Origin of the sequence: Streptomyces sp. NBC_01506, from assembly GCF_045040295.1 — a bacterium.
Lineage (GTDB): Bacteria > Actinomycetota > Actinomycetes > Streptomycetales > Streptomycetaceae > Streptomyces.
This window is the reverse complement of record NZ_CP109422.1, coordinates 4,437,939-4,455,237: the sequence shown is the minus strand read 5'-3', so window position 1 is coordinate 4,455,237 and position 17,299 is coordinate 4,437,939. Positions and strand designations below refer to the sequence as shown.

The following is a 17,299-nucleotide window of genomic DNA, read 5'->3' as shown; positions in this document are numbered from 1 at the left end:
GGAGCAACGGGTGGTGGGGGTCAAGGGGGCGGCTCTGCGGGTCAGTTCACCGGAAGGGGCGCAGACCGTCTTCGAGCTGTCGGGGGTGTCGGTGACCGTGGGCCGCACCGTACCGGAGCGGGCACCCGACGTCGGTCTTGGCCCCGACCCACAGCGCTGGGTGGGCCGGCTGCACTGCACGCTCGACTTCGCCGACGGCATGTGGTCGGTGACGGACAACGCGAGCGTCAACGGAACGCTCCTGAGGCACGGCGACACGATCGAACGTCTCCAGGCGCGCAAACGCATACAGCACGGCGACACGCTGCTGATCCTCGGCGACATGGACCCCGAAGGGGAGCCGGTGTACTGGGAGTTGACCTTCCTGGACCCGCACACGACACGACCGGCGCCGTTCGGTTCGCCGTCCGAGGTACGCCACACCGGACCCTGTCTGCGCTACGACTGGGTCGCCGCCAGGGCGTACCGCAACGAGGACGGCGAGGAGACCCTGATCACCGGACTGCGCCCGCAGGGGCACCAGTTGCTGCGCTACATGGCGGGGCGCAGCACCAGCGGCGCGGCTGTCGCCTGTGAACACGCCGAGCTGATAACGGCGTTGTGGGGCGCACACGAGGAGTGGGCGCCGCACCGCTCGTACAGCAGGGCGGACATCGCGGGCGTCGTACGGGCCGTACGCCGCTGCGTGGAGGCCGACCCGTCGAATCCGAAGATCCTGGAGACGGTGACGGGGATCGGATACCGGCTCAACGTGCTGGCCGGCGGGGGCAGTACGGGGCAGCGGGGCACGGAGTGAGGGGGGTGTTACGGCGATGACTCTGCTCGTCAGTGGTGACCGGGTGAGCGACACCCTCGTGATCGACCGTCCGTTGGGTGAGGGGGCGTTCGCCGAGGTCCACCGGGTGCGCCACGAATATCTCGGCTGGCAGGCGATGAAGCTGTTCAAGCGGGTGGCGTCCCTGGAGGAGACGCGCCGGATGCTGGACGAGGCCCGGCTTCTGTCGACTCTCGGGCACCCGAACATCGTCCGCCTCTTCGACGCGAACACCGTGCGCACACCGGAGGGCCTGCGGGGCTTTTTCACGATGGAGTACGTCGCGGGCGGCAGCCTCGAACGGCTCGCCGCCGCGCACAAGTCGATGGTGCCCAGGGACCTTGTCGCCGAGGTGATGACGCAGATCGCGAGCGGTCTCGCCGTCGCCCACGACCAGGACCCGCCGATCGTGCACCGGGACGTGACCTTGGCCAACGTCCTGATCGGCTACGACGGAACGGGCATGCGGGTGCGGGTCAGCGACTTCGGGCTGGCCAAGCGCGCCGATCCGTTCACGCATCTGGCCAGTGCCCAGGGGACGTACGCCTTCATGGCTCCCGAAGTGATGCGTAACCAGGGCTATTCGTGCGCCAGTGACGTGTGGTCGGTGGGCGTGATCGCGTATCTGCTGCTCACGAACCGCTTTCCGTTCCATCAGGGGGGAGAGGAGTTCTCGTCGTTCTCCTTCGGGCGGTTCAACCGGTCGCTGCTGCCGCCGAGCAGCTACAACGACGAGGTCGACGCGGACCTCGACCGCATCGTGCTGGCCACTTTGGAACTCGACCCGCAGAACCGGCCGGCCACGGCCCAGTTCCTCGCGGACGCGCTGCGCGAGCGCGCCGAGTCCATGGCCGGCGCGGCACCGCCCGGCGGCGCTGCCCACTCCGGTGCGCCCGGGGCCTCGCGTACGGCGGGGGAGACGCCGGGGGAGACGGGGGAGACCCCGGCCAGGCCCGCCACCACCAAACGTCCCGTCAGGCCGCCCACGGAACGCGCGCGGCGGCTGGCCGAAGAAGCACTCGTACTGGCCCGCTCGCCGGGGGAACTCGACCGCGCCGCCGACCTCATGGAGGAGGCCGTCAACTTGTCGCCGTACCTGCGCGACCGGTATCTGTCCAAGCTCACGCTGTGGCGGCGGGGGGTGATGATGTGAGCGGGCGGCTGTCCCTGTACCGACTGCGGGAGGATCTGCGGCAGCGCCGGCACCACCGCGCCTTCCGGATCGCGCCGCTGCCGTGGGACGAACCGTCGCGCGAGGAACTGGAGCGACTGCTCGCTTCGGTGACCGCTGTTGATACGGGGAGGGCGTCCGGCGCGGACGACCAACCCGAACTCCCGTCGCCTGACGGCTCGTTGGACGCGAAGGCGCTGGCCGACGCCGCGACGAATCTGTGGCGTGCGCAGCGGAGGCTGACCCGCCAGGGCGAGGCGGCGTCGTCGCGCTCCCGGCAGACCGGGCGCTATCTGCGTTCGTGCCGGGAGGCGCTGGACGAGGCCGGTCTCCTCGTACAGGAACACGAGGGCGATCCGTTCCACACCGGCCGCTCGCTGGAGGCGCTGACCTTCCAGGACGATCCTTCGCTGACGGCCGAGACGGTCCTGGAGACCATCAGGCCGACGATCTATCTTCACGGGCGGCGTATCCAGATGGGCCAGGTGATCGTGGGCTGCCCGCCGACGCCGGAGGCCGCGCCGGAGCCGGAGCCGGAGCCCGAGGACTCAGTCCGTGAGCCCGAACTCGAACCCGATTCCGAGCCCGATTCCGAGCCCGAGGACTCCGTCCCGGCTCCTGTTGTCGCCCCCACTCCTGCCTCTGCCCCCGCCCCCGCTCCTGCCTCTGCCTCTGCCTCTGTTCAAGAAGCACCGTCCAGCTCGGACCACGAGAGGACCGATCATGCGTGACACCGTCGACTTCGGTATCGACCTGGGTACGACCAACAGCGCCATAGCCGTCGTCGAGGGCGGCACCGTCTCCGTCATCAAGAACAACGACGGCTGGGACATCACACCCTCCGCCGTGTGGATGCCCAAGCAGGGCAGGGTCCACGTAGGCCGCGCCGCGCGCGACCGCGTGGAGCACGATCCGGCGAACGCCACCGCCGAGTTCAAGCTGGAGATGGGCCTGGCGGACTCGCGGAAGACCTTCACGGCCGCCGGAGTCTCGCTCAGCCCGCCGCAGTTGTCGGCGGAGGTGCTGCGCTCGCTGCGCGCGGACGCCGCGCACCACTGCGACGCCCCGCCCGAGTCGGCGGTCATCACCGTCCCGGCGGCCTTCGCGCTCAACCAGAACAAGGCGACCGTGGAGGCCGCGCAGCTCGCCGGATTCACCTCCGCCTGCCCCCTCGTGCAGGAGCCGACGGCGGCGGCCTTCGCGTACGGCTTCCAGGACGCCACCGACCGCGCGTACTGGATGGTGTTCGACTTCGGCGGCGGCACCTTCGATGCCGCCCTGGTCAGCAAGCGCGACGGCGATCTGAGGGTGCTCAACCACGCGGGGGACCCGTATCTCGGCGGGAAGCTGATCGACTGGGCCGTGATCGAGCGGCTGCTGGTGCCCGCTGCCGCCGCCGAACTCGGGCTGACGGACATGCGCAGGGACAATCCGCAGTGGCGTGCGAACTTCGCGAAGCTCAAGCGCGCGGCCGAGGACGCGAAGATCCATCTCTCGCGGCGCGACCAGGTCGACATGATGATCGAACTCAACGACGCCGACGGCAACCCGCTCACCCTCGAACACACCCTGACTCGCGGTGAATTGGACGCGATCGCCGAGCCCTTCTACGTACGGGCGATCAATCTGTGCCGCGACGCCCTCGCCGAGGCGGCCCTCGGCCCGGACGACATCGACCGGCTGCTGCTCGTCGGCGGCGTCACGCTCTCTCCCGGGCTCCGCGAACGGCTGGCCGACCCGCGCCATGGCCTCGGCATCGAACTCGACGTCAGCCTCGACCCGACCACGGTCGTCGCCCGTGGCGCGGCGATCTTCGCCAGCACGGTGCGGATCCCGCAGTCGAAGTCGGCGCCGGTGCCGGCCGGGCAGTTCGCCGTCGAGCTGTCGTACGAGCCCAGTGTCACCACCCTCCAGCCCACGGTGGGCGGACGCCTGCGCGGCTCGTCGGAGTCGGGGTCGTCGGAGTCGGGCTTGTCGAAGTCGGGCTCGCCGGGTTCCGGGGTGGACTGGACCGGCTACACCATCACCCTGAACAACCCCAACGGCCAGCCGCCGTTCCGCTCCGCCGCCATCTCGCCGAACGCGGACGGCGTCTTCGTCACCGACGTGGACGTCGACCCGCACACCACCTCGAAGTTCTTCGTCGAGCTGACCGATCCGGCGGGGGCGCGCTGCGAACTCGCCTCCAACACCCTGTCGATCACCCACCGGGACCTGGAGTTCGGTGGCGTACGGCTCGCGCACTCGCTGGGCATCCAGCTCGCCGAGCAGGTCTTCGCGCCGATGCTGCGCAAGGGTGCCACCCTGCCGACCTCGGTGCGTGAGGTGTTCCGTACGTCGGCGGCCCTGCACCGCTCGGACGCCGACGCGACGATCCGGATCCCGGTCATCCAGGGCGAACGCAGCCGGGCCGACCGCAACCGTGGCGTGGGCATGCTGGAGATCCGGCCGCGCGACATCCGGATCGATCTGCCGGCGGGTAGTGAGGTCGAGGTGACGGTCGAGGTCGACAGGTCCAGCATGGTCACGGTGATCGCCGATGTACCGCTGGTGCAGGCGCAGTTCGAGGCCGAGATCGACCTCGACAACATCCGGACCACGGACCCCGAGGAGCTGCGGGACGTCCTGGACGAGGCGGAGGGACGGCTGGCGGCGCTGCGCGGATTCGTGGCGGACGCGGGCTCGTCCGACGCGGAGCGGCGGCTGGCCAAGCTGGACGAGGAGCGGACCGTCAGCACCGCCCGCGACCAGGTCGAGGCGTCGACCGTGGATGTCGGCGCCGCCGCCGCTGCGGAGGAGCGACTGCGCGATCTACAGGCCGAGTTGGACGACATCGCGGACGCGGTGGGGCTGCCCGGTCTCGTACGGGATCTGCGGGCCGCGCTCGCGGAGGCCGACGAGCTCGTGCGTCAGCACGGTGACGCGGCCGACCGGCAGGAACTCGCCGCGATCCGCAGCCGGGCCGACGAGGCGATCGACGCACAGGACTCGGTCGCCGTGCGTGGGCTCATCGACCGGACGGGGTCGCTGCTGTTCGAGCTCGAACGGCGAAGCCCCGACTGGTCCGTGAAGCTCTTCTACACGCTCCAGGACATGCTCCGGTCGTCCGGACAGGCGGGGCCGCTCATCCAGGAGGGGCAGCGGGCCATCGCGGCGAACGACCGGCAGGGCCTGGACGCGGTGAACCAGCGGCTGTACCGGCTGCTGCCCAAGGATGAGCAGGACAAGGTCGTCTGGCTGGGCAGGTCATGAGTGACGTGAGTGCTTCGGATTCGGCGCGGGCGCTGAGCCTTCAACTGACGGTGCGGCGGGCGCACTCGGCGGCCCGCGCGGGCGATCTCGACCTGGCGGCACAACTGCTGGACGAGCTGGGCGAGCTGGGGGAGCCGGTCGAGTCCGAGCGGGCGACGGTGCTGGCCGCCCTCAACCTGCGCGCCAAGGTGCATGCCCAGCGCGGTGAGCTGGCGGAGGCGGACGCGTGCTGGTCGCGGGTGGAGGCCGTCGCCCCCGACGATCCGGACGCGGCGGCCGGCCGCCGTACGCTCGCGAAGATCGCCGCCGGACGTCGGCCCGCCCGCCCGGTGGTCCACACCGGCCGGGTGGTGGTCGCCGCCGCCGCGTTGGCGGTGGCCGCGCTGCTCGGCGGTGGCGGCTGGCTCCTGGTGAACGCCGGTGACGGTGGCGACGACGGTGACAGTGACCGGCAGTCGTCGGGGTCGGTGGCCCAATCAGACACCGAATCGGAGCGGCTCAAGGAGCGTCTGGCGGCTCTTGAGGCGGACGACACTGCTGAGGCGGCCGAGGCGGCGCGCCGCGACAGCACGCTGGACGCGGTGGCTGAGCGGCTGGCGATGCCGGGTGTGGAGATCCGCCGGCATGCCGAGGACGTCCAACTGGTGTTCAGTACGGGGGTGTTCCCGTACGACTCCGTGATCGGCCCGCGGGGCGCGTCGGCGCTGACGGAGATCGGCCGCAGGCTTTCCGACCTCGGGCCGGACGCCGGGGCGGTGGAGACGACGGTGGTGGGTCACTCGGTCGCGGTGCCGGGCGGCGCCCCGAGCGGTGGCTCCGTCGTCGCGCTGAACCGGGCGCGGGTGGCTGCCCAGTATCTGGCGCAGGACAGTGATCTGCGGCTGACGGACTTCCGGCTGGTCAGCGCGGACCAGCGACGGGGCCCCTTCCCGGCGACGGACGCGAACGCGCCCCGCAACCGCACGGTCACGCTGCTCATCACCGCCAAGGAGCCACCGCCCGCGCCCTGAGGGCGCGCCGGACAGGGCCTACCGGGCGGCGAACTGCGTGAGGATGGCCTGCACTTCGTAGATGTCGACTCCCTTGGTGAAGGTCTTCTGGATCGGCACCGAGGCGCCGGAGAGCCAGATCTTCAGCTCGGCGTCGAGATCGAACGTGCCGGCCGTCTCCACGGCGAAGTGCGTGATGCTCCGGTACGGGATGGAGTGGTACTCCGTCTTCTTGCCGGTTATCCCCTGCTTGTCCACGAGGATCAGTCGCCGGTCGGTGAAGAGGATGCTGTCGCGTACCAACTGGTAGGCGGCGTGCACCTGTTCACCCTGCCCCAGCAGCCGCGCGTAGTCCTGCTGGGCGGTGGCCGGATTGATGGTGTGTGCGTTGCCGAACAGCGCCATGGAAGTCCCCCATTTATCCAAGTTGCACGATCTTCGTACTATACCTGGCGGGGAATCAGGGGCCAGAAGTCGCCGTATCGGCGCCCGACTCCTTGCCCGCGCGCACGAGCGCCAGCAGCGCCCGGTCGAGGCCGTCGCGCTCCGCGTCCGTGAGGTGCGAGACGAGCGCCGAGAGGGCGGTCACCAGATCGGTGAGCGCCGCGTCGACCACCCGGCGGCCCTCGTCCGTGAGCGAGACCCGGAAGCTGCGCCGGTCGTCGGCGTCGAGGGCGCGTGTCAGTAGGCCGGCCTTCTCCAGCCGGTCCAGCCGCTTGGTCATTCCCGCGCGCGACATCATCAGCTCGGCGGACAGCACGGACGGGCTCAGCGTGTAGGGCGGGCCTCCGCGTCGCAGCGTCGCGAGCACGTCGAAGTCGCCCCTGCCGATGCCGTGGCGCTCGACCGCCCGGACTCCGGCCGGTCCGACGACGTTCTCGGCGACGAACGTCAGTCGGCCGACGGCGGCCACGGCCGACACATCGAGATCGGGTCGCTCCCGGCGCCAGTCCGCCAGGACGCCGTCCACCATGTCCGCGCCCGGCTTGTCATCGCTCATGGCCAAGGATTCTAGCGACTGGTAAATAGTTAGCTGGCGTACTATCTTCTGGGGAACTACATTCGAGCCGATTGATCGATTGGTCGAGGTGACCCCGTGAGCCCTGCACGAACTCTCATCCACGATGTGCGCGTCTTCGACGGCAGCCGGACGATCCCGTGCGCCGATGTCCTGATCGAGGACAACCGCATCGCCGAACTCGATGCGAATGCCGACAGGGTGGGCGCGGACATCGACGTCGACGGCACGGGGCGGACCCTCCTTCCCGGGCTGATCGACGCGCACACCCACACCTTCGACGGGAGTCTCGCGCGAGCGCTGACGTACGGGGTGACCACCGAACTGGACATGTTCTGCCTGCCGTCGAACCTGGCGCGGCAGCGGAAGCTGGCCGAGCGCGACGACGTCGCGGATCTCCGCAGCGCGGGCGTCCTCGCCACCGCCCCCGGCGGGCATCCGACAGCCGTGATGACGGCGATGGCGGCCACGCTGGATGAACCGGGCGACGCGGTCGGGTGGTTCGACACGATCGAAGACGCGGCGCGGGCCGAGGAGTTCGTCGCCGCCCGGCTGGCGGAGGGAAGCGACTACCTGAAGATCGTGATCGACGACGGATCGACTTCTCGGTCCGCGTCCACGTCCGCGTCCACGTCCGCGTCCGCGCCGATACCGACCATCGGCCGGGACCTCGCGACCGCCCTGGTCGACGCGGCCCGTGCGGTCGGCCTGCGCACCATCGCGCATGTGGCCACCGCCAGGGACGCCGCCGTTGCCCTGGACGCCGGGGTCGACGGCCTGGCCCACGTCTGGTCGGACAAGGCACCGGCGGATCTGGACAACGACGAACTGATCCGTAGAGTCGCCGCGCAGGGCGTGTTCGTGGTCAGCACCCTCGTGTACATCGAATCCCTCGGCGCTGACGACACCCGCCGCATCGCCAACGCCGCTTACGTGGCCGGGGCGTTGCACCGGGCCGGTGTACCGGTGCTGGCCGGCACCGACGCCAATCCGTACGCCCCCACCCACGGCGAGGGCCTGCACAGCGAACTGGAACTGCTCACCCGGGCGGGACTCACCCCGTCGGAGGCCCTGGCCGCGAGCACCGCGGTGCCGGCCCGCCACTTCGGTCTGTCGGACCGTGGCCGTATCGCCCCTGGTCTGCGCGCCGATCTCGTACTGGTCGAAGGCGATCCGACCAGGGACATCGCCGCCTCGCGCGCGATCGTCGCGGTCTGGCGGCGCGGCGTCGCACTGCCCCTGCCCCTGCCCTTGCCCCTGCCCCGTTGACGACGGCCGGCCACCACCTCCCAACTCCCAGGAGCTGACGCATGCCCACGCCCACTCCCATTCCTTCGCCCGCGCCTCCACCTGCGGACACGTCCCACGCCGCTCCCGCGCCGGCTCCCGTGCCGGGTCATACGCCGGCGGTGCCGCAGACGCGTCGGCACGCGCGCCTGACGCGCCTCCTGCGGATCACCTCCCTCCTCCAGGCCGCCGCGATCCTGGCGCAGTCCGTCACGGCCGGGCTCCTGCTGGCCTCCGTACCTGTCGGTCGGACCTCGCACAGCATGCTCGGCGGAGCCGTCGCGCTGACCGTGGTCCTCAATCTGTTCGTGGCGGTTCTCCTATGGCGACCGGGCGGCGGTTCGCCGCGTCTCGCCGTCAAGAGCGCTCCTCTCGTGGTGTTCACGGTGGTACAGATGGCGCTGGGCTTCGCCCGCGTACGGGAACTGCATGTGCCTCTCGGTGTGCTGATGTTCGGCGCGAGCATCATGCTGGTGATGGAGACCCGGGCCGAGGTTCCCCGCCCCGCCCGGGGCGGTGAGCCGGCATGACGCTCACCAGACGCCGGACACTGCGGCTGCTCGGGGCCGGCGCCGTACTGCTGCCGGCCGTCGGCCTCGGACTGCCCCGGCTGGTGGCGTCCGTCACCGGCGCGAAGACCGACACCGTGGGCAAGGTGGCGTTCACCAACGAGGTCAAGGCACCGCCGCTCGCCCCGTCCCGGATCGACGGTGACGGCCGCCGGGTCTTCGACCTGGACATCCGCGCGGGACGCCATGAGTTCGTCCCCGGCAAGCCGTCCCCGACCTGGGGCGTGAACGGCGGCTACCTCGGACCGACGCTACGGGCCCGGCGCGGCGAGAGTGTGCTGATGCGTGTCTCCAACGGCGTTGGAGAAAGGACCTCCCTTCACTGGCACGGAATGCATCTGCCCGCCGTGATGGACGGCGGCCCGCACCAGATGATCGAACCGGGCACGACCTGGTCGCCCACCTGGAAGATCGACCAGCCCGCCGCCTCGCTCTGGTACCACCCGCATACGCACGGGAAGACCGCCGAACATCTCTACCGAGGCGTCGCCGGCATGTTCCTCATCGACGAGAACGGCGGTGGTGACAGCGGTGGTGACGACGCCTCCGGACCGCTGCTGCGGCTGCCGCATCGGTACGGCGTCGACGACATACCGCTCATCGTCCAGGACCGGCGACTGACCGACGGCGTACTGGACCTGGCCGAGGACATGGCCGGCACCACCGGCTTCCTCGGGGACCAACTGCTGGTCAACGGTGTGGTCGGACCGTATCTCGCCGTCACCACCGAGCGGATACGGCTACGGCTCCTGAACGGATCCAACGCCCGCGTCTACCATTTCCACTTCGCCGACGACCGGCCGTTCACCCTGATCGGATCGGACGGTGGCCTGCTGCCGGCACCACACACCACCCCTCGCGTGGAACTCTCCCCGGGCGAACGCGCCGAGATCGTGGTCGAGGTCGAGCCCGGCGAGCGCCTGGTCCTGCGCAGCGACGAGCCGTCCACCGGAAGCGGGTTCGTCCAACACGACGGCGGTTCCGACCGGTTCGACGTACTGGAGCTACGGGCAGCCGCCTCACTGACCCCCTCGCCCGCCCTTCCGGCGCGGCTGGCCGACCTTCCCCGGGCGTCGGCGGAGTCCGCCACCCGGACCCGGACCTTCGAACTATCCGAGCACCACATCAACGGCCAACAGATGCGTATGGACCGCATCGATTTCGGCGTGCGGAAGGACAGCACCGAGATCTGGGACGTGCGAAGCGGCGACGGCACCTTGCACAGCTTTCATGTGCACGATGTTCAGTTCCGGGTGCTGTCGGTCGACGGGGACCGTCCGCCGCCCGAGCTGGCCGGCTGGAAGGACACGGTCTTCGTGCCGCCGGGAAGGACGATGCGGCTCGTCATTCGATTCGCCGACTACTCCGACCCCGACGTGCCGTACATGTTCCACTGCCACATGCTCTACCACGAAGACCAGGGAATGATGGGCCAGTTCGTGGTCCTGGGACCGGGCGAGCGTCCGGGCAGTCCCCCGAGTCGTACCGTCCCTTCCCACGAAGGACACGGGAGCTGAGGCGGAACGCTCACGCGTCGCGCAGTGTGAAGACCGCCGCCCCCGCCAGCAACCCCGCTCCCGCCCAGGCAGCCAGGACCGCGAGGCCCGCCCAGGGGCCGATGGGCAGGCTCTCCAGGTCTCTGGTCGCCTGAACGGCCAGTCCCGCCGACGCTGGGGCCCACTCCCGTATTCGCTCGCGCCACTCGTCGTTGCCCAGCAACTCGACCACGGCGGGCAGCGCGTAGAGCAGTCCCAGCACTGTGGTGACGGCTCCGGCGGTGTCCCGTACGACCGCGGCCACGCCCAGCGCCAGCAGAGCTATCAGGCCGAAGTAGACAACGGTGCCCACGGCGGCACGCAAGGTCGGTCCCTCGGTGAGGGAGAGGGGGGCCGCGCTGAAACCGTTGCCGGGGAGGATGAACCGGCCGGCGAGCAGCGAGCCGAGGACGGCGAGCGTCCCCGCCGCCAGCGCCGCAGCCAAGACGACGACCGCCTTGGCGGCGAGGACACGGGCCCGGCCCGGCACCGCCGCCAGGGTGGTGTGGATGGTCCCGGTCCCGTACTCACCGCTCATCGTCAGCACCCCGAAAGCGCCCACCGCCGCCTGACCGAGCCAGACCCCGACGAGGCTGAGCCTGACGGTGTCCTCGTGGCACTCGTCCGGCGACGGACACTGGTCCGTCGACACCGTCCCGGTCGCCACCGCGCCCAGCGCCACCGTCAGCGCGACCACGGCGAGCAGCAGCCACCAAGTGCTCGGCACCGTACGCAGTTTCGTCCACTCCGCGTGGAGCGCGCCCTTCATGCGTCCCTCCCGCGCAGTCGCCAGACAGCCAGACCGAGGACGACGACCGCCCAGGCGCACAGCACCGTGAGCCCTGCCCACGGTCCTTGTGGATAGCAGCCGTTCTCCGGGAGACAGACGGAGTCCACGTGTTCGTACACCGGCAAGGTCCGCTGGACCGCGAAGCCGGCGAGCGGGGTCAGCTTCATCACCCACTGCGCGGCGCCGATCGGCAGCCCGGAGAGAAGGACGACCGGCAGGACGAGCACCACCACGATCAAGGTGACGGCCACGGCCGTGTTCCGCAGAAGCGCGCCCACGGCCAGGGCCAGGACGGCGACGCCGGCCAGCAGCACGGCGGTGCCGAAGACGGCGCGCACCACGGGCCCTTCGATCAGGGACACGTCGGGATAGAAGAGGGGATTGGGCATACGGTCGCGCAACTCGGGCTCGCTGAGCAGGAACGACAGCACCGCGGCGACCAGGCCGGCCACGAAGGCGGCTCCCGCGAGGACGACGGCCTTGGCGACGAGCACCCTTCCCCGGCGTGGGCTGGCGGTGAACGTCGTGAGGATCATGCCGCGCCGGTATTCGGCGGTGATGAACAGCACGCTCAGTGCCACCAGCGGGATCAGCCCTATCTGGGCTCCGACCAGGGACTGCTGCGTGATGTCGACCTCCGGCGTGTGGGGCGCGACATCGCCCGAGCCGGTCAGCGTCCACGCGCCGGCCTTCTCCGTCGAACTGTCCGGCGTCCCCTTGGAGCCTGGGCCGCCGACGGCCTCACCCACGTTGTCCTGGCGCCAGGCGCCCTGTCCGCCGTCCACCGTGATGTTGTCGAAGGTCGCGGTGACCCGTGCGGGCTGGCCCCCGACCGAGGTGGAGCCGAACTGCCGCCGCACCATGGTCTCTTCGGGCGTGGCCACGAAGAGTCCCGCCCGGACGGTGTCCGGCAGCCCGTCGACCCGTGTCGTGCCGACCTTCACCCATGTCGAACCGTCGGCCGACTCGTACGCGGTGAACTCGTCGCCCGAGCGGGTCAGCCGCAGCCAGTGCGGCCGGTCCCGGGACACGGGGCCACCGGCGGTGTCGTGGGTGAAATTCGACTGGAGCCGGACGCCGTGCCCCGGCGTGATCATGGTCGCCGCGTAGGGCGATCCCTGCTTCGTACTCTCCTTGATCACTATGCCGGCCTTGGCCCACGGCTCGGCCGCCCCCACCCGGCCGGTGGGTGGGGACACCCGGGCGGTGATGCTCCCGTCACCGGTCAGTGACTGGTGGACGAAGGGGAAACCGTCGAGGACGACGCCGCCCTCCGGCCCCTTGGGGGGTGGTGGCCGGTCTCCGGTGACGTCACTGCTGCCGCTGAAGGCGGAGAGCAACGAGATCAGCACCGTGATCACGACGGTGGCGAGCAGGGTGAGGCCCCAGCGGGGCACGGTGCGCAGCTTGGTCCACTCCGCGCGCAGCAGTTGCGGGAACCCGTCGCGCGCGGGCGGGAGTTCGGAGCGGTAGGGGGTGACGGTGGGAGTGCTCATGACTGCGTGCCCTCCCTTTCGGTCGTCGCGGCCGTGTCCGCCGCCGTGCCGGACACCGTCTCCGGGTGCGCCTCGGTCGAGCGGAACTCGGCAGCGTCATGGGTCAGTTCCATATACGCCTCCTCAAGCGTGGCCCGGTGGGCGCCGATCTCCGAGAACGGCACCCCGCCCGTGCTCAGCAGAGCGACGATCCGCTCCGTGGGCAGTCCGGTGACCGTGAGTGTCTGCGGCCCGTCCGCCGCGACCGTCGCTCCCTCGCGGGCCAGCAACGCCATGGCGTCCGTACGCGCCGACGTACGCAACGAGACCCGCTCGCCCGAAGCGGCGGCCAGCAGCTCGGCGACGGAGGTGTCGGCGATGAGCCGGCCCCGCCCGACGACCACGAGATGGTCGGCGGAGTCCTCCAGCTCGCTCATCAGGTGACTGGAGACCAGCACGGCGCGTCCCTCGCGCGCGAGCCCGCGCAGAAAGCCACGGATCCAGCGGATTCCTTCTGGATCAAGGCCGTTGACCGGCTCGTCCAGCACGAGCACCGGCGGATCGCCCAGGAGCGCGGCAGCTATACCGAGCCGCTGGCGCATACCCAGCGAGTAACTGCCCGCCCGGCGGCGGCCCGCCGACGTGAGCCCGACCTGCTCCAGCAGCTCGTCCACGCGGGCGGGCGGGAATCCGTGCGAGTGCGCGAGCCACAGCAGATGGTCCCGGCCGCGCCGACTCGGGTGCACGGCCGCCGCGTCGAGCAGCGCCCCCACTTCGGACAGGGGCCGGCGCAGCGTCGCGTACCGCCGCCCACCGATCAGGGCACTCCCGGAATCGGGCGCGTCCAGGCCCAGGAGCATACGCATGGTCGTGGACTTCCCCGCGCCGTTGGGCCCGACGAAGCCGGTGACCTGGCCCGGCCGCACGGTGAAGGACAGTCCGTCGACCGCGACGGTCTGCCCGAACTGCTTTCGCAGCTCCTGAATTTCGATGGTTGCCTTCATGCTCGAAAGGCTAGGCAGCGGGGGTGCCCCGGGTCGTCACGCGCCAGAGCGCACTTCGGCACCCCTGGCACGGGGGAGGAACCCCCGCCGGTATCGCTCGTGTGGGGGATGCCAAGAGCGCTGGCCAGGGGGACGCCAACGGGCCCCGGCGCCGGGACAATGGTGGACGTGAGCGAAGAAATCAAGCGCGTGGCGAAGTGGATCGCCGGGTCGCCCGACCGCCAGGCGGGCACCGGGGCGGTGCTCGCGCTGCTCGCGTGCGGGGAGACCGCGCTGCGCGGGGGAAGTATCGACACCGATCTCTCGTTCGCGATGGCGCTCGCCATCAGCACGACGACACCGGCCGGGCTGCTGCGCATGCCGCTGGCCACCGCCGCCACCATCGGCCTCACGGCCGCGGGTGTGGTGTCGCTCGTGAATTTCCACGTGTTGACGGTCGGCGGGCTCGTCGCGCAGTTGATGGTCCTGCACTGGCTCGCCGGTCGTGGTTCCCGGCACCTCGCGGTGCTGCTGGTGTTCCCCTATGTCCTGATCGCCCTCGCGGGCCCGCAGATCAACGGCATAAGGGTGTACGGGGTGGTGACGGCCGTGCTCGCGGCAGCGGCGGTCGCGAACGGGATAGGTCATCGTGCGCGTGCGGAGGAAGTGGCGCGCGACGCCACCGAGCGAGCGATGGCGGACACGCTCTACGAGCATGTGGCGCGCGGCGAGCGGGCGCGCATCGCGCGCGAATTGCACGACGTGGTCGCGCATCACATCTCGATGATCTCCGTCCAGGCGGAGACGGCCCGGCTGACCACGCCCGGCATGACCGAGGCAGGGGCCAAGCGACTGCTGGACATAGGTGACACGGCTCGCGCCGCGCTGACGGAGATGCGGCGGCTGCTCGGCGTGCTCCGCGAGGACGCGGGCACCCCGCCCGTCACCCGCAGACCACAGCCGGGGCTCACCCAGCTCAACGAGCTGCTGGACGAGGCGCGTGAGGCGTCCGGCGCCGCCACACGGCTGATCGTCAGCGGGCCGGTGGCGACGCTCGACCCGGGCATCGAGCTGACCACGTACCGAATAGTCCAGGAAGCCCTCACCAACGCCCGCCGGCACGCACCGGGGGCGGCCGTCGATGTCGAACTGCGCTACCAGAGGGAGGTGCTTGAGGTGCGGATCAGGGACAACGGCCCGGGGCCGGGGCCGGGAGCGGAAGACCGGTCCTCCGGGCACGGGCTGTTGGGCATGCGCGAGCGCGTCGCCGCGGTCGGCGGCGAGCTGCGCGTGGGCCCGGCACCCGGTGGCGGGTTCCTGGTGGAGGCCAGACTCCCCCTCGCGGTGCGGGAGACCGTCCGATGAGTACGCGGATCGTCATCGTGGACGATCACGAGCTGGTACGGGCCGGCTTCGCCGGACTGCTCGCCACGCAGAGCGACTTCTCGGTGGCCGGCACCGCGTCGGACGGCGCGGAAGGGGTGCGGGTCTGCCGGGAACAGCGTCCCGACGTGGTGCTCATGGACGTCAGGATGCCGGTCATGGACGGCATCGAGGCGACCGAAAAGATCTGCAACGCCGCGGCGGACGGCGCCGGGCCGCGCATCATCATCCTGACCACCTTCGATCTGGACGAGCATGTCTACGACGCGCTGGGCGCCGGCGCCAGCGGCTTCCTGCTCAAGGACGTCGCCGCCGAGCGGCTGTTCGACGCGGTGCGGGTGGTCGCGGCGGGCGAGGCGCTGCTCGCTCCGACGATCACCCGCCGCCTCATCGGCGAGTTCGCCCGGCTGCGCAAAAAGCCGGCCGCGCCCGCTGCCGCACCGCTCACCGCGCTCACCCCACGTGAGACGGAGGTGCTGCGGCTGATCGCCGAAGGGCTGTCCAACCCGGAGATCGCGGCGCGGCTCGTCGTCAGCGAGGAGACGGTCAAGTCGCACGTCAGCCGGGTGCTCAACAAACTCGGCCTGCGCGATCGCACGCAGGCGGTGGTCGCGGCGTACGAGTCGGGCCTGATCGTGCCGGGCGTCGGCGGACAGGAGGGGTGAGGAATGGGCGCGGGAGGAGGACCCGGACGGGATCCGGGCGGCAGGGGTGGCGCGCCATCGGGGCGAGAGCCGGTCAGGCGGGCAGGGACGCGCCGAATACCTCGGGCTCGGTGGCGTAGGGCAGGCCCTCCAGCGGGCGGTCGGTACAGAAACGCGCCATGAGGTCGGCGAAGTCGGCGATGCGTTCCACCGGGGCGAGGTGGTCCGTCTCCTCGATGGTCATGAACCGGGCCGACGGCAGGCACGCGGCCATGGTGCGGCCCATGGCGGGCGTGGTCAGGGTGTCGTGTTCACCGGTGACGACCAGGCTGGGGACGGCGGGCGTGGGTTCGGGGCGGTACCACTCGTGGCGCATGAGCCGGGAGTTGTGCTCGGCGGACATGCGGAGCTGTTCCGGGTTCTGCGCGGCGATCTGCTGGTAGACGAGCCGGGCGACGGCGGCCTTCTTGCGTACGTGGCCGGTGCCGGGAGGCGACATGAAGCGGTCGGCGAGTTCCCGGGCGATCGGTTCCGTGTCACCGCGTCGGATCATGCCGTCCCAACGCTCCATGGCCAACGCGTAGTCGGCCGGAATGACGGTGGTCATCCCGACGAGCATCATCCGTTCGAGGAGGTGAGGGTAGTGCTGGGCGAACCGTACGCCGATGGCTCCGCCGTAGCAGGCGGCCACCAGATTGATGCGGGGGATGCGGAGTTCCTGGACGACGTGGCGTACCGCGGCGGCGAGGAAGTCGACGCCGTACTTCGCGGGCAGGAAGTCGGCCGTTCCATAGCCGGGCAGGTCGACGGTGATCACGGAGCTGAGCGGGGTGAGCCACTTCTCGTGACGCTGCCACGAGTGGCGGTCCTGGGAGGACCCGCCCAGGACGACGATGGGCTCGGTGTCGAGACGGCCCTGGCGGGCGACGCGGCAGGTGTAGCGGAATCCGTCGAAGGTCAGATCGTGTTCGACGATTTCGGCGGGCTGCCCGGCGTTCTCGGTGTCTCTGTCGGTGGACTGGACCGGCAGCGTGAGGGCGGCGTCGGCGGTGGGGGTGCGTGAACTGGTGATCGCGTCGGTGGGCACAGGCACTGGGTGGCTCCAAGGACTGAGGTGGGGGGTGTCGCCGTCCGGCAGGCGACCCAATACGTCCCGCAGTGGCGGCACACCGGATCCGGACGCGAGCGAGCGGGAGCACTTCCGCTTCACTGCTCCTACCAACGACCAGAATTCGCCACGAAATCATCTGTGGACGAGTCTTGGGGAGAAAGTGGAACGGGATTCCCTCGTACGAGTTCCAGGAATTCGCGCATATCTGCGTCATGCGGCCGGGTGCCCCACCCGTGGCCGGTGGCCGGTGGCGGGAGCGCGAAGAGAAGGGCACGCGG

16 protein-coding genes are annotated in these 17,299 nt (G+C 70.6%); 10 read left to right on the top strand and 6 right to left on the bottom strand.

Going from position 1 to position 17,299, the window contains the following annotated elements:
* The first annotated feature begins 10 nt into the window (after positions 1-10).
* Genes OG329_RS19370 through OG329_RS19350 form a run of 5 tightly spaced genes read left to right on the top strand, consistent with a single transcriptional unit; the run spans position 11 to position 6,247 of the window.
* Positions 11-796 carry an FHA domain-containing protein gene (locus OG329_RS19370; RefSeq protein WP_405796725.1) on the top strand — a complete coding sequence of 262 codons (786 nt, stop codon included), beginning with the start codon at positions 11-13 and terminating at the stop codon, positions 794-796.
* 16 nt (positions 797-812) lie between these two features.
* Positions 813-1,967, top strand: a complete 1,155-nt coding sequence (locus OG329_RS19365) for a serine/threonine-protein kinase (RefSeq protein ID WP_405796724.1) — start codon at positions 813-815, stop codon at positions 1,965-1,967.
* On the top strand, positions 1,964-2,716 hold the full coding sequence (locus OG329_RS19360) for a hypothetical protein (protein ID WP_405796723.1): 753 nt from the start codon (positions 1,964-1,966) through the stop codon (positions 2,714-2,716). The genes OG329_RS19365 and OG329_RS19360 overlap by 4 nt, the downstream gene beginning before the upstream one ends.
* Positions 2,709-5,237, top strand: coding sequence for an Hsp70 family protein (locus OG329_RS19355; RefSeq protein WP_405796722.1), 2,529 nt, complete (start codon positions 2,709-2,711; stop codon positions 5,235-5,237). The genes OG329_RS19360 and OG329_RS19355 overlap by 8 nt, the downstream gene beginning before the upstream one ends.
* Positions 5,238-5,242: 5 nt before the next feature.
* Positions 5,243-6,247 (top strand): hypothetical protein, encoded by a 1,005-nt coding sequence (locus OG329_RS19350; protein ID WP_405796721.1) that lies wholly within the window; start codon positions 5,243-5,245, stop codon positions 6,245-6,247.
* An 18-nt stretch (positions 6,248-6,265) separates the two neighbouring features.
* On the opposite strand, the gene OG329_RS19345 is transcribed toward OG329_RS19350, so the two are convergent.
* Together OG329_RS19345 and OG329_RS19340 are read right to left on the bottom strand one after the other, a co-directional pair.
* The gene (locus OG329_RS19345) at positions 6,266-6,631 is read right to left on the bottom strand and encodes a PH domain-containing protein (RefSeq protein ID WP_405796720.1); all 366 of its coding nucleotides are present in this window, start codon (positions 6,629-6,631) and stop codon (positions 6,266-6,268) included.
* A 55-nt stretch (positions 6,632-6,686) separates the two neighbouring features.
* Positions 6,687-7,226 carry a MarR family winged helix-turn-helix transcriptional regulator gene (locus OG329_RS19340; RefSeq protein ID WP_405796718.1) on the bottom strand — a complete coding sequence of 180 codons (540 nt, stop codon included), beginning with the start codon at positions 7,224-7,226 and terminating at the stop codon, positions 6,687-6,689.
* Positions 7,227-7,322: 96 nt separating this feature from the next.
* Here OG329_RS19340 and OG329_RS19335 point away from each other — a divergent pair, with 96 nt between their 5' ends.
* The 3 genes from OG329_RS19335 to OG329_RS19325 all read left to right on the top strand — a co-directional run bounded on the left by OG329_RS19335 (position 7,323) and on the right by OG329_RS19325 (position 10,617).
* Positions 7,323-8,513 carry an amidohydrolase family protein gene (locus OG329_RS19335; protein ID WP_405796716.1) on the top strand — a complete coding sequence of 397 codons (1,191 nt, stop codon included), beginning with the start codon at positions 7,323-7,325 and terminating at the stop codon, positions 8,511-8,513.
* 140 nt (positions 8,514-8,653) lie between these two features.
* The gene (locus OG329_RS19330) at positions 8,654-9,061 is read left to right on the top strand and encodes a hypothetical protein (protein WP_405796714.1); all 408 of its coding nucleotides are present in this window, start codon (positions 8,654-8,656) and stop codon (positions 9,059-9,061) included.
* The gene (locus OG329_RS19325) at positions 9,058-10,617 is read left to right on the top strand and encodes a multicopper oxidase family protein (protein ID WP_405796712.1); all 1,560 of its coding nucleotides are present in this window, start codon (positions 9,058-9,060) and stop codon (positions 10,615-10,617) included. Before OG329_RS19330 ends, OG329_RS19325 begins: the two co-directional genes overlap by 4 nt.
* Positions 10,618-10,627: 10 nt before the next feature.
* On the opposite strand, the gene OG329_RS19320 is transcribed toward OG329_RS19325, so the two are convergent.
* The 3 genes from OG329_RS19320 to OG329_RS19310 are packed head-to-tail and all read right to left on the bottom strand — an operon-like array spanning position 10,628 to position 13,904.
* A complete protein-coding gene (locus OG329_RS19320; RefSeq protein WP_405796710.1) occupies positions 10,628-11,404 on the bottom strand; it encodes an ABC transporter permease in 777 nt (258 codons plus the stop codon).
* Positions 11,401-12,921 (bottom strand): ABC transporter permease, encoded by a 1,521-nt coding sequence (locus tag OG329_RS19315; RefSeq protein ID WP_405796708.1) that lies wholly within the window; start codon positions 12,919-12,921, stop codon positions 11,401-11,403. The genes OG329_RS19320 and OG329_RS19315 overlap by 4 nt, the downstream gene beginning before the upstream one ends.
* Entirely contained in the window at positions 12,918-13,904 is a 987-nt protein-coding gene (locus OG329_RS19310; protein ID WP_405796706.1) for an ABC transporter ATP-binding protein, read from the bottom strand. The genes OG329_RS19315 and OG329_RS19310 overlap by 4 nt, the downstream gene beginning before the upstream one ends.
* 168 nt (positions 13,905-14,072) lie before the next feature.
* Between OG329_RS19310 and OG329_RS19305 the strand changes: the two genes are divergently transcribed.
* Positions 14,073-15,248: a sensor histidine kinase gene (locus OG329_RS19305; protein WP_405796704.1), complete on the top strand. Its 1,176-nt coding sequence runs from the start codon at positions 14,073-14,075 to the stop codon at positions 15,246-15,248.
* A complete protein-coding gene (locus OG329_RS19300; RefSeq protein ID WP_405796702.1) occupies positions 15,245-15,931 on the top strand; it encodes a response regulator in 687 nt (228 codons plus the stop codon). Before OG329_RS19305 ends, OG329_RS19300 begins: the two co-directional genes overlap by 4 nt.
* A 73-nt stretch (positions 15,932-16,004) precedes the next feature.
* Here the strand turns inward: OG329_RS19300 and OG329_RS19295 are convergent, their stop codons facing one another.
* Positions 16,005-17,003, bottom strand: coding sequence for an alpha/beta fold hydrolase (locus OG329_RS19295; RefSeq protein ID WP_405796700.1), 999 nt, complete (start codon positions 17,001-17,003; stop codon positions 16,005-16,007).
* Positions 17,004-17,299 lie beyond the last annotated feature (296 nt).

Bases quoted from the DNA above. Each gene is read 5' to 3' on its own strand.
- OG329_RS19340 (WP_405796718.1), bottom strand. From the start codon at position 7,226: ATGAGCGATGACAAGCCGGGCGCGGACATGGTGGACGGCGTCCTGGCG.
- OG329_RS19325 (WP_405796712.1), top strand. From the start codon at position 9,058: ATGACGCTCACCAGACGCCGGACACTGCGGCTGCTCGGGGCCGGCGCC.
- OG329_RS19365 (WP_405796724.1), top strand. From the start codon at position 813: ATGACTCTGCTCGTCAGTGGTGACCGGGTGAGCGACACCCTCGTGATC.
- OG329_RS19310 (WP_405796706.1), bottom strand. From the start codon at position 13,904: ATGAAGGCAACCATCGAAATTCAGGAGCTGCGAAAGCAGTTCGGGCAG.
- OG329_RS19300 (WP_405796702.1), top strand. From the start codon at position 15,245: ATGAGTACGCGGATCGTCATCGTGGACGATCACGAGCTGGTACGGGCC.
- OG329_RS19355 (WP_405796722.1), top strand. From the start codon at position 2,709: ATGCGTGACACCGTCGACTTCGGTATCGACCTGGGTACGACCAACAGC.
- OG329_RS19345 (WP_405796720.1), bottom strand. From the start codon at position 6,631: ATGGCGCTGTTCGGCAACGCACACACCATCAATCCGGCCACCGCCCAG.
- OG329_RS19320 (WP_405796710.1), bottom strand. From the start codon at position 11,404: ATGAAGGGCGCGCTCCACGCGGAGTGGACGAAACTGCGTACGGTGCCG.
- OG329_RS19315 (WP_405796708.1), bottom strand. From the start codon at position 12,921: ATGAGCACTCCCACCGTCACCCCCTACCGCTCCGAACTCCCGCCCGCG.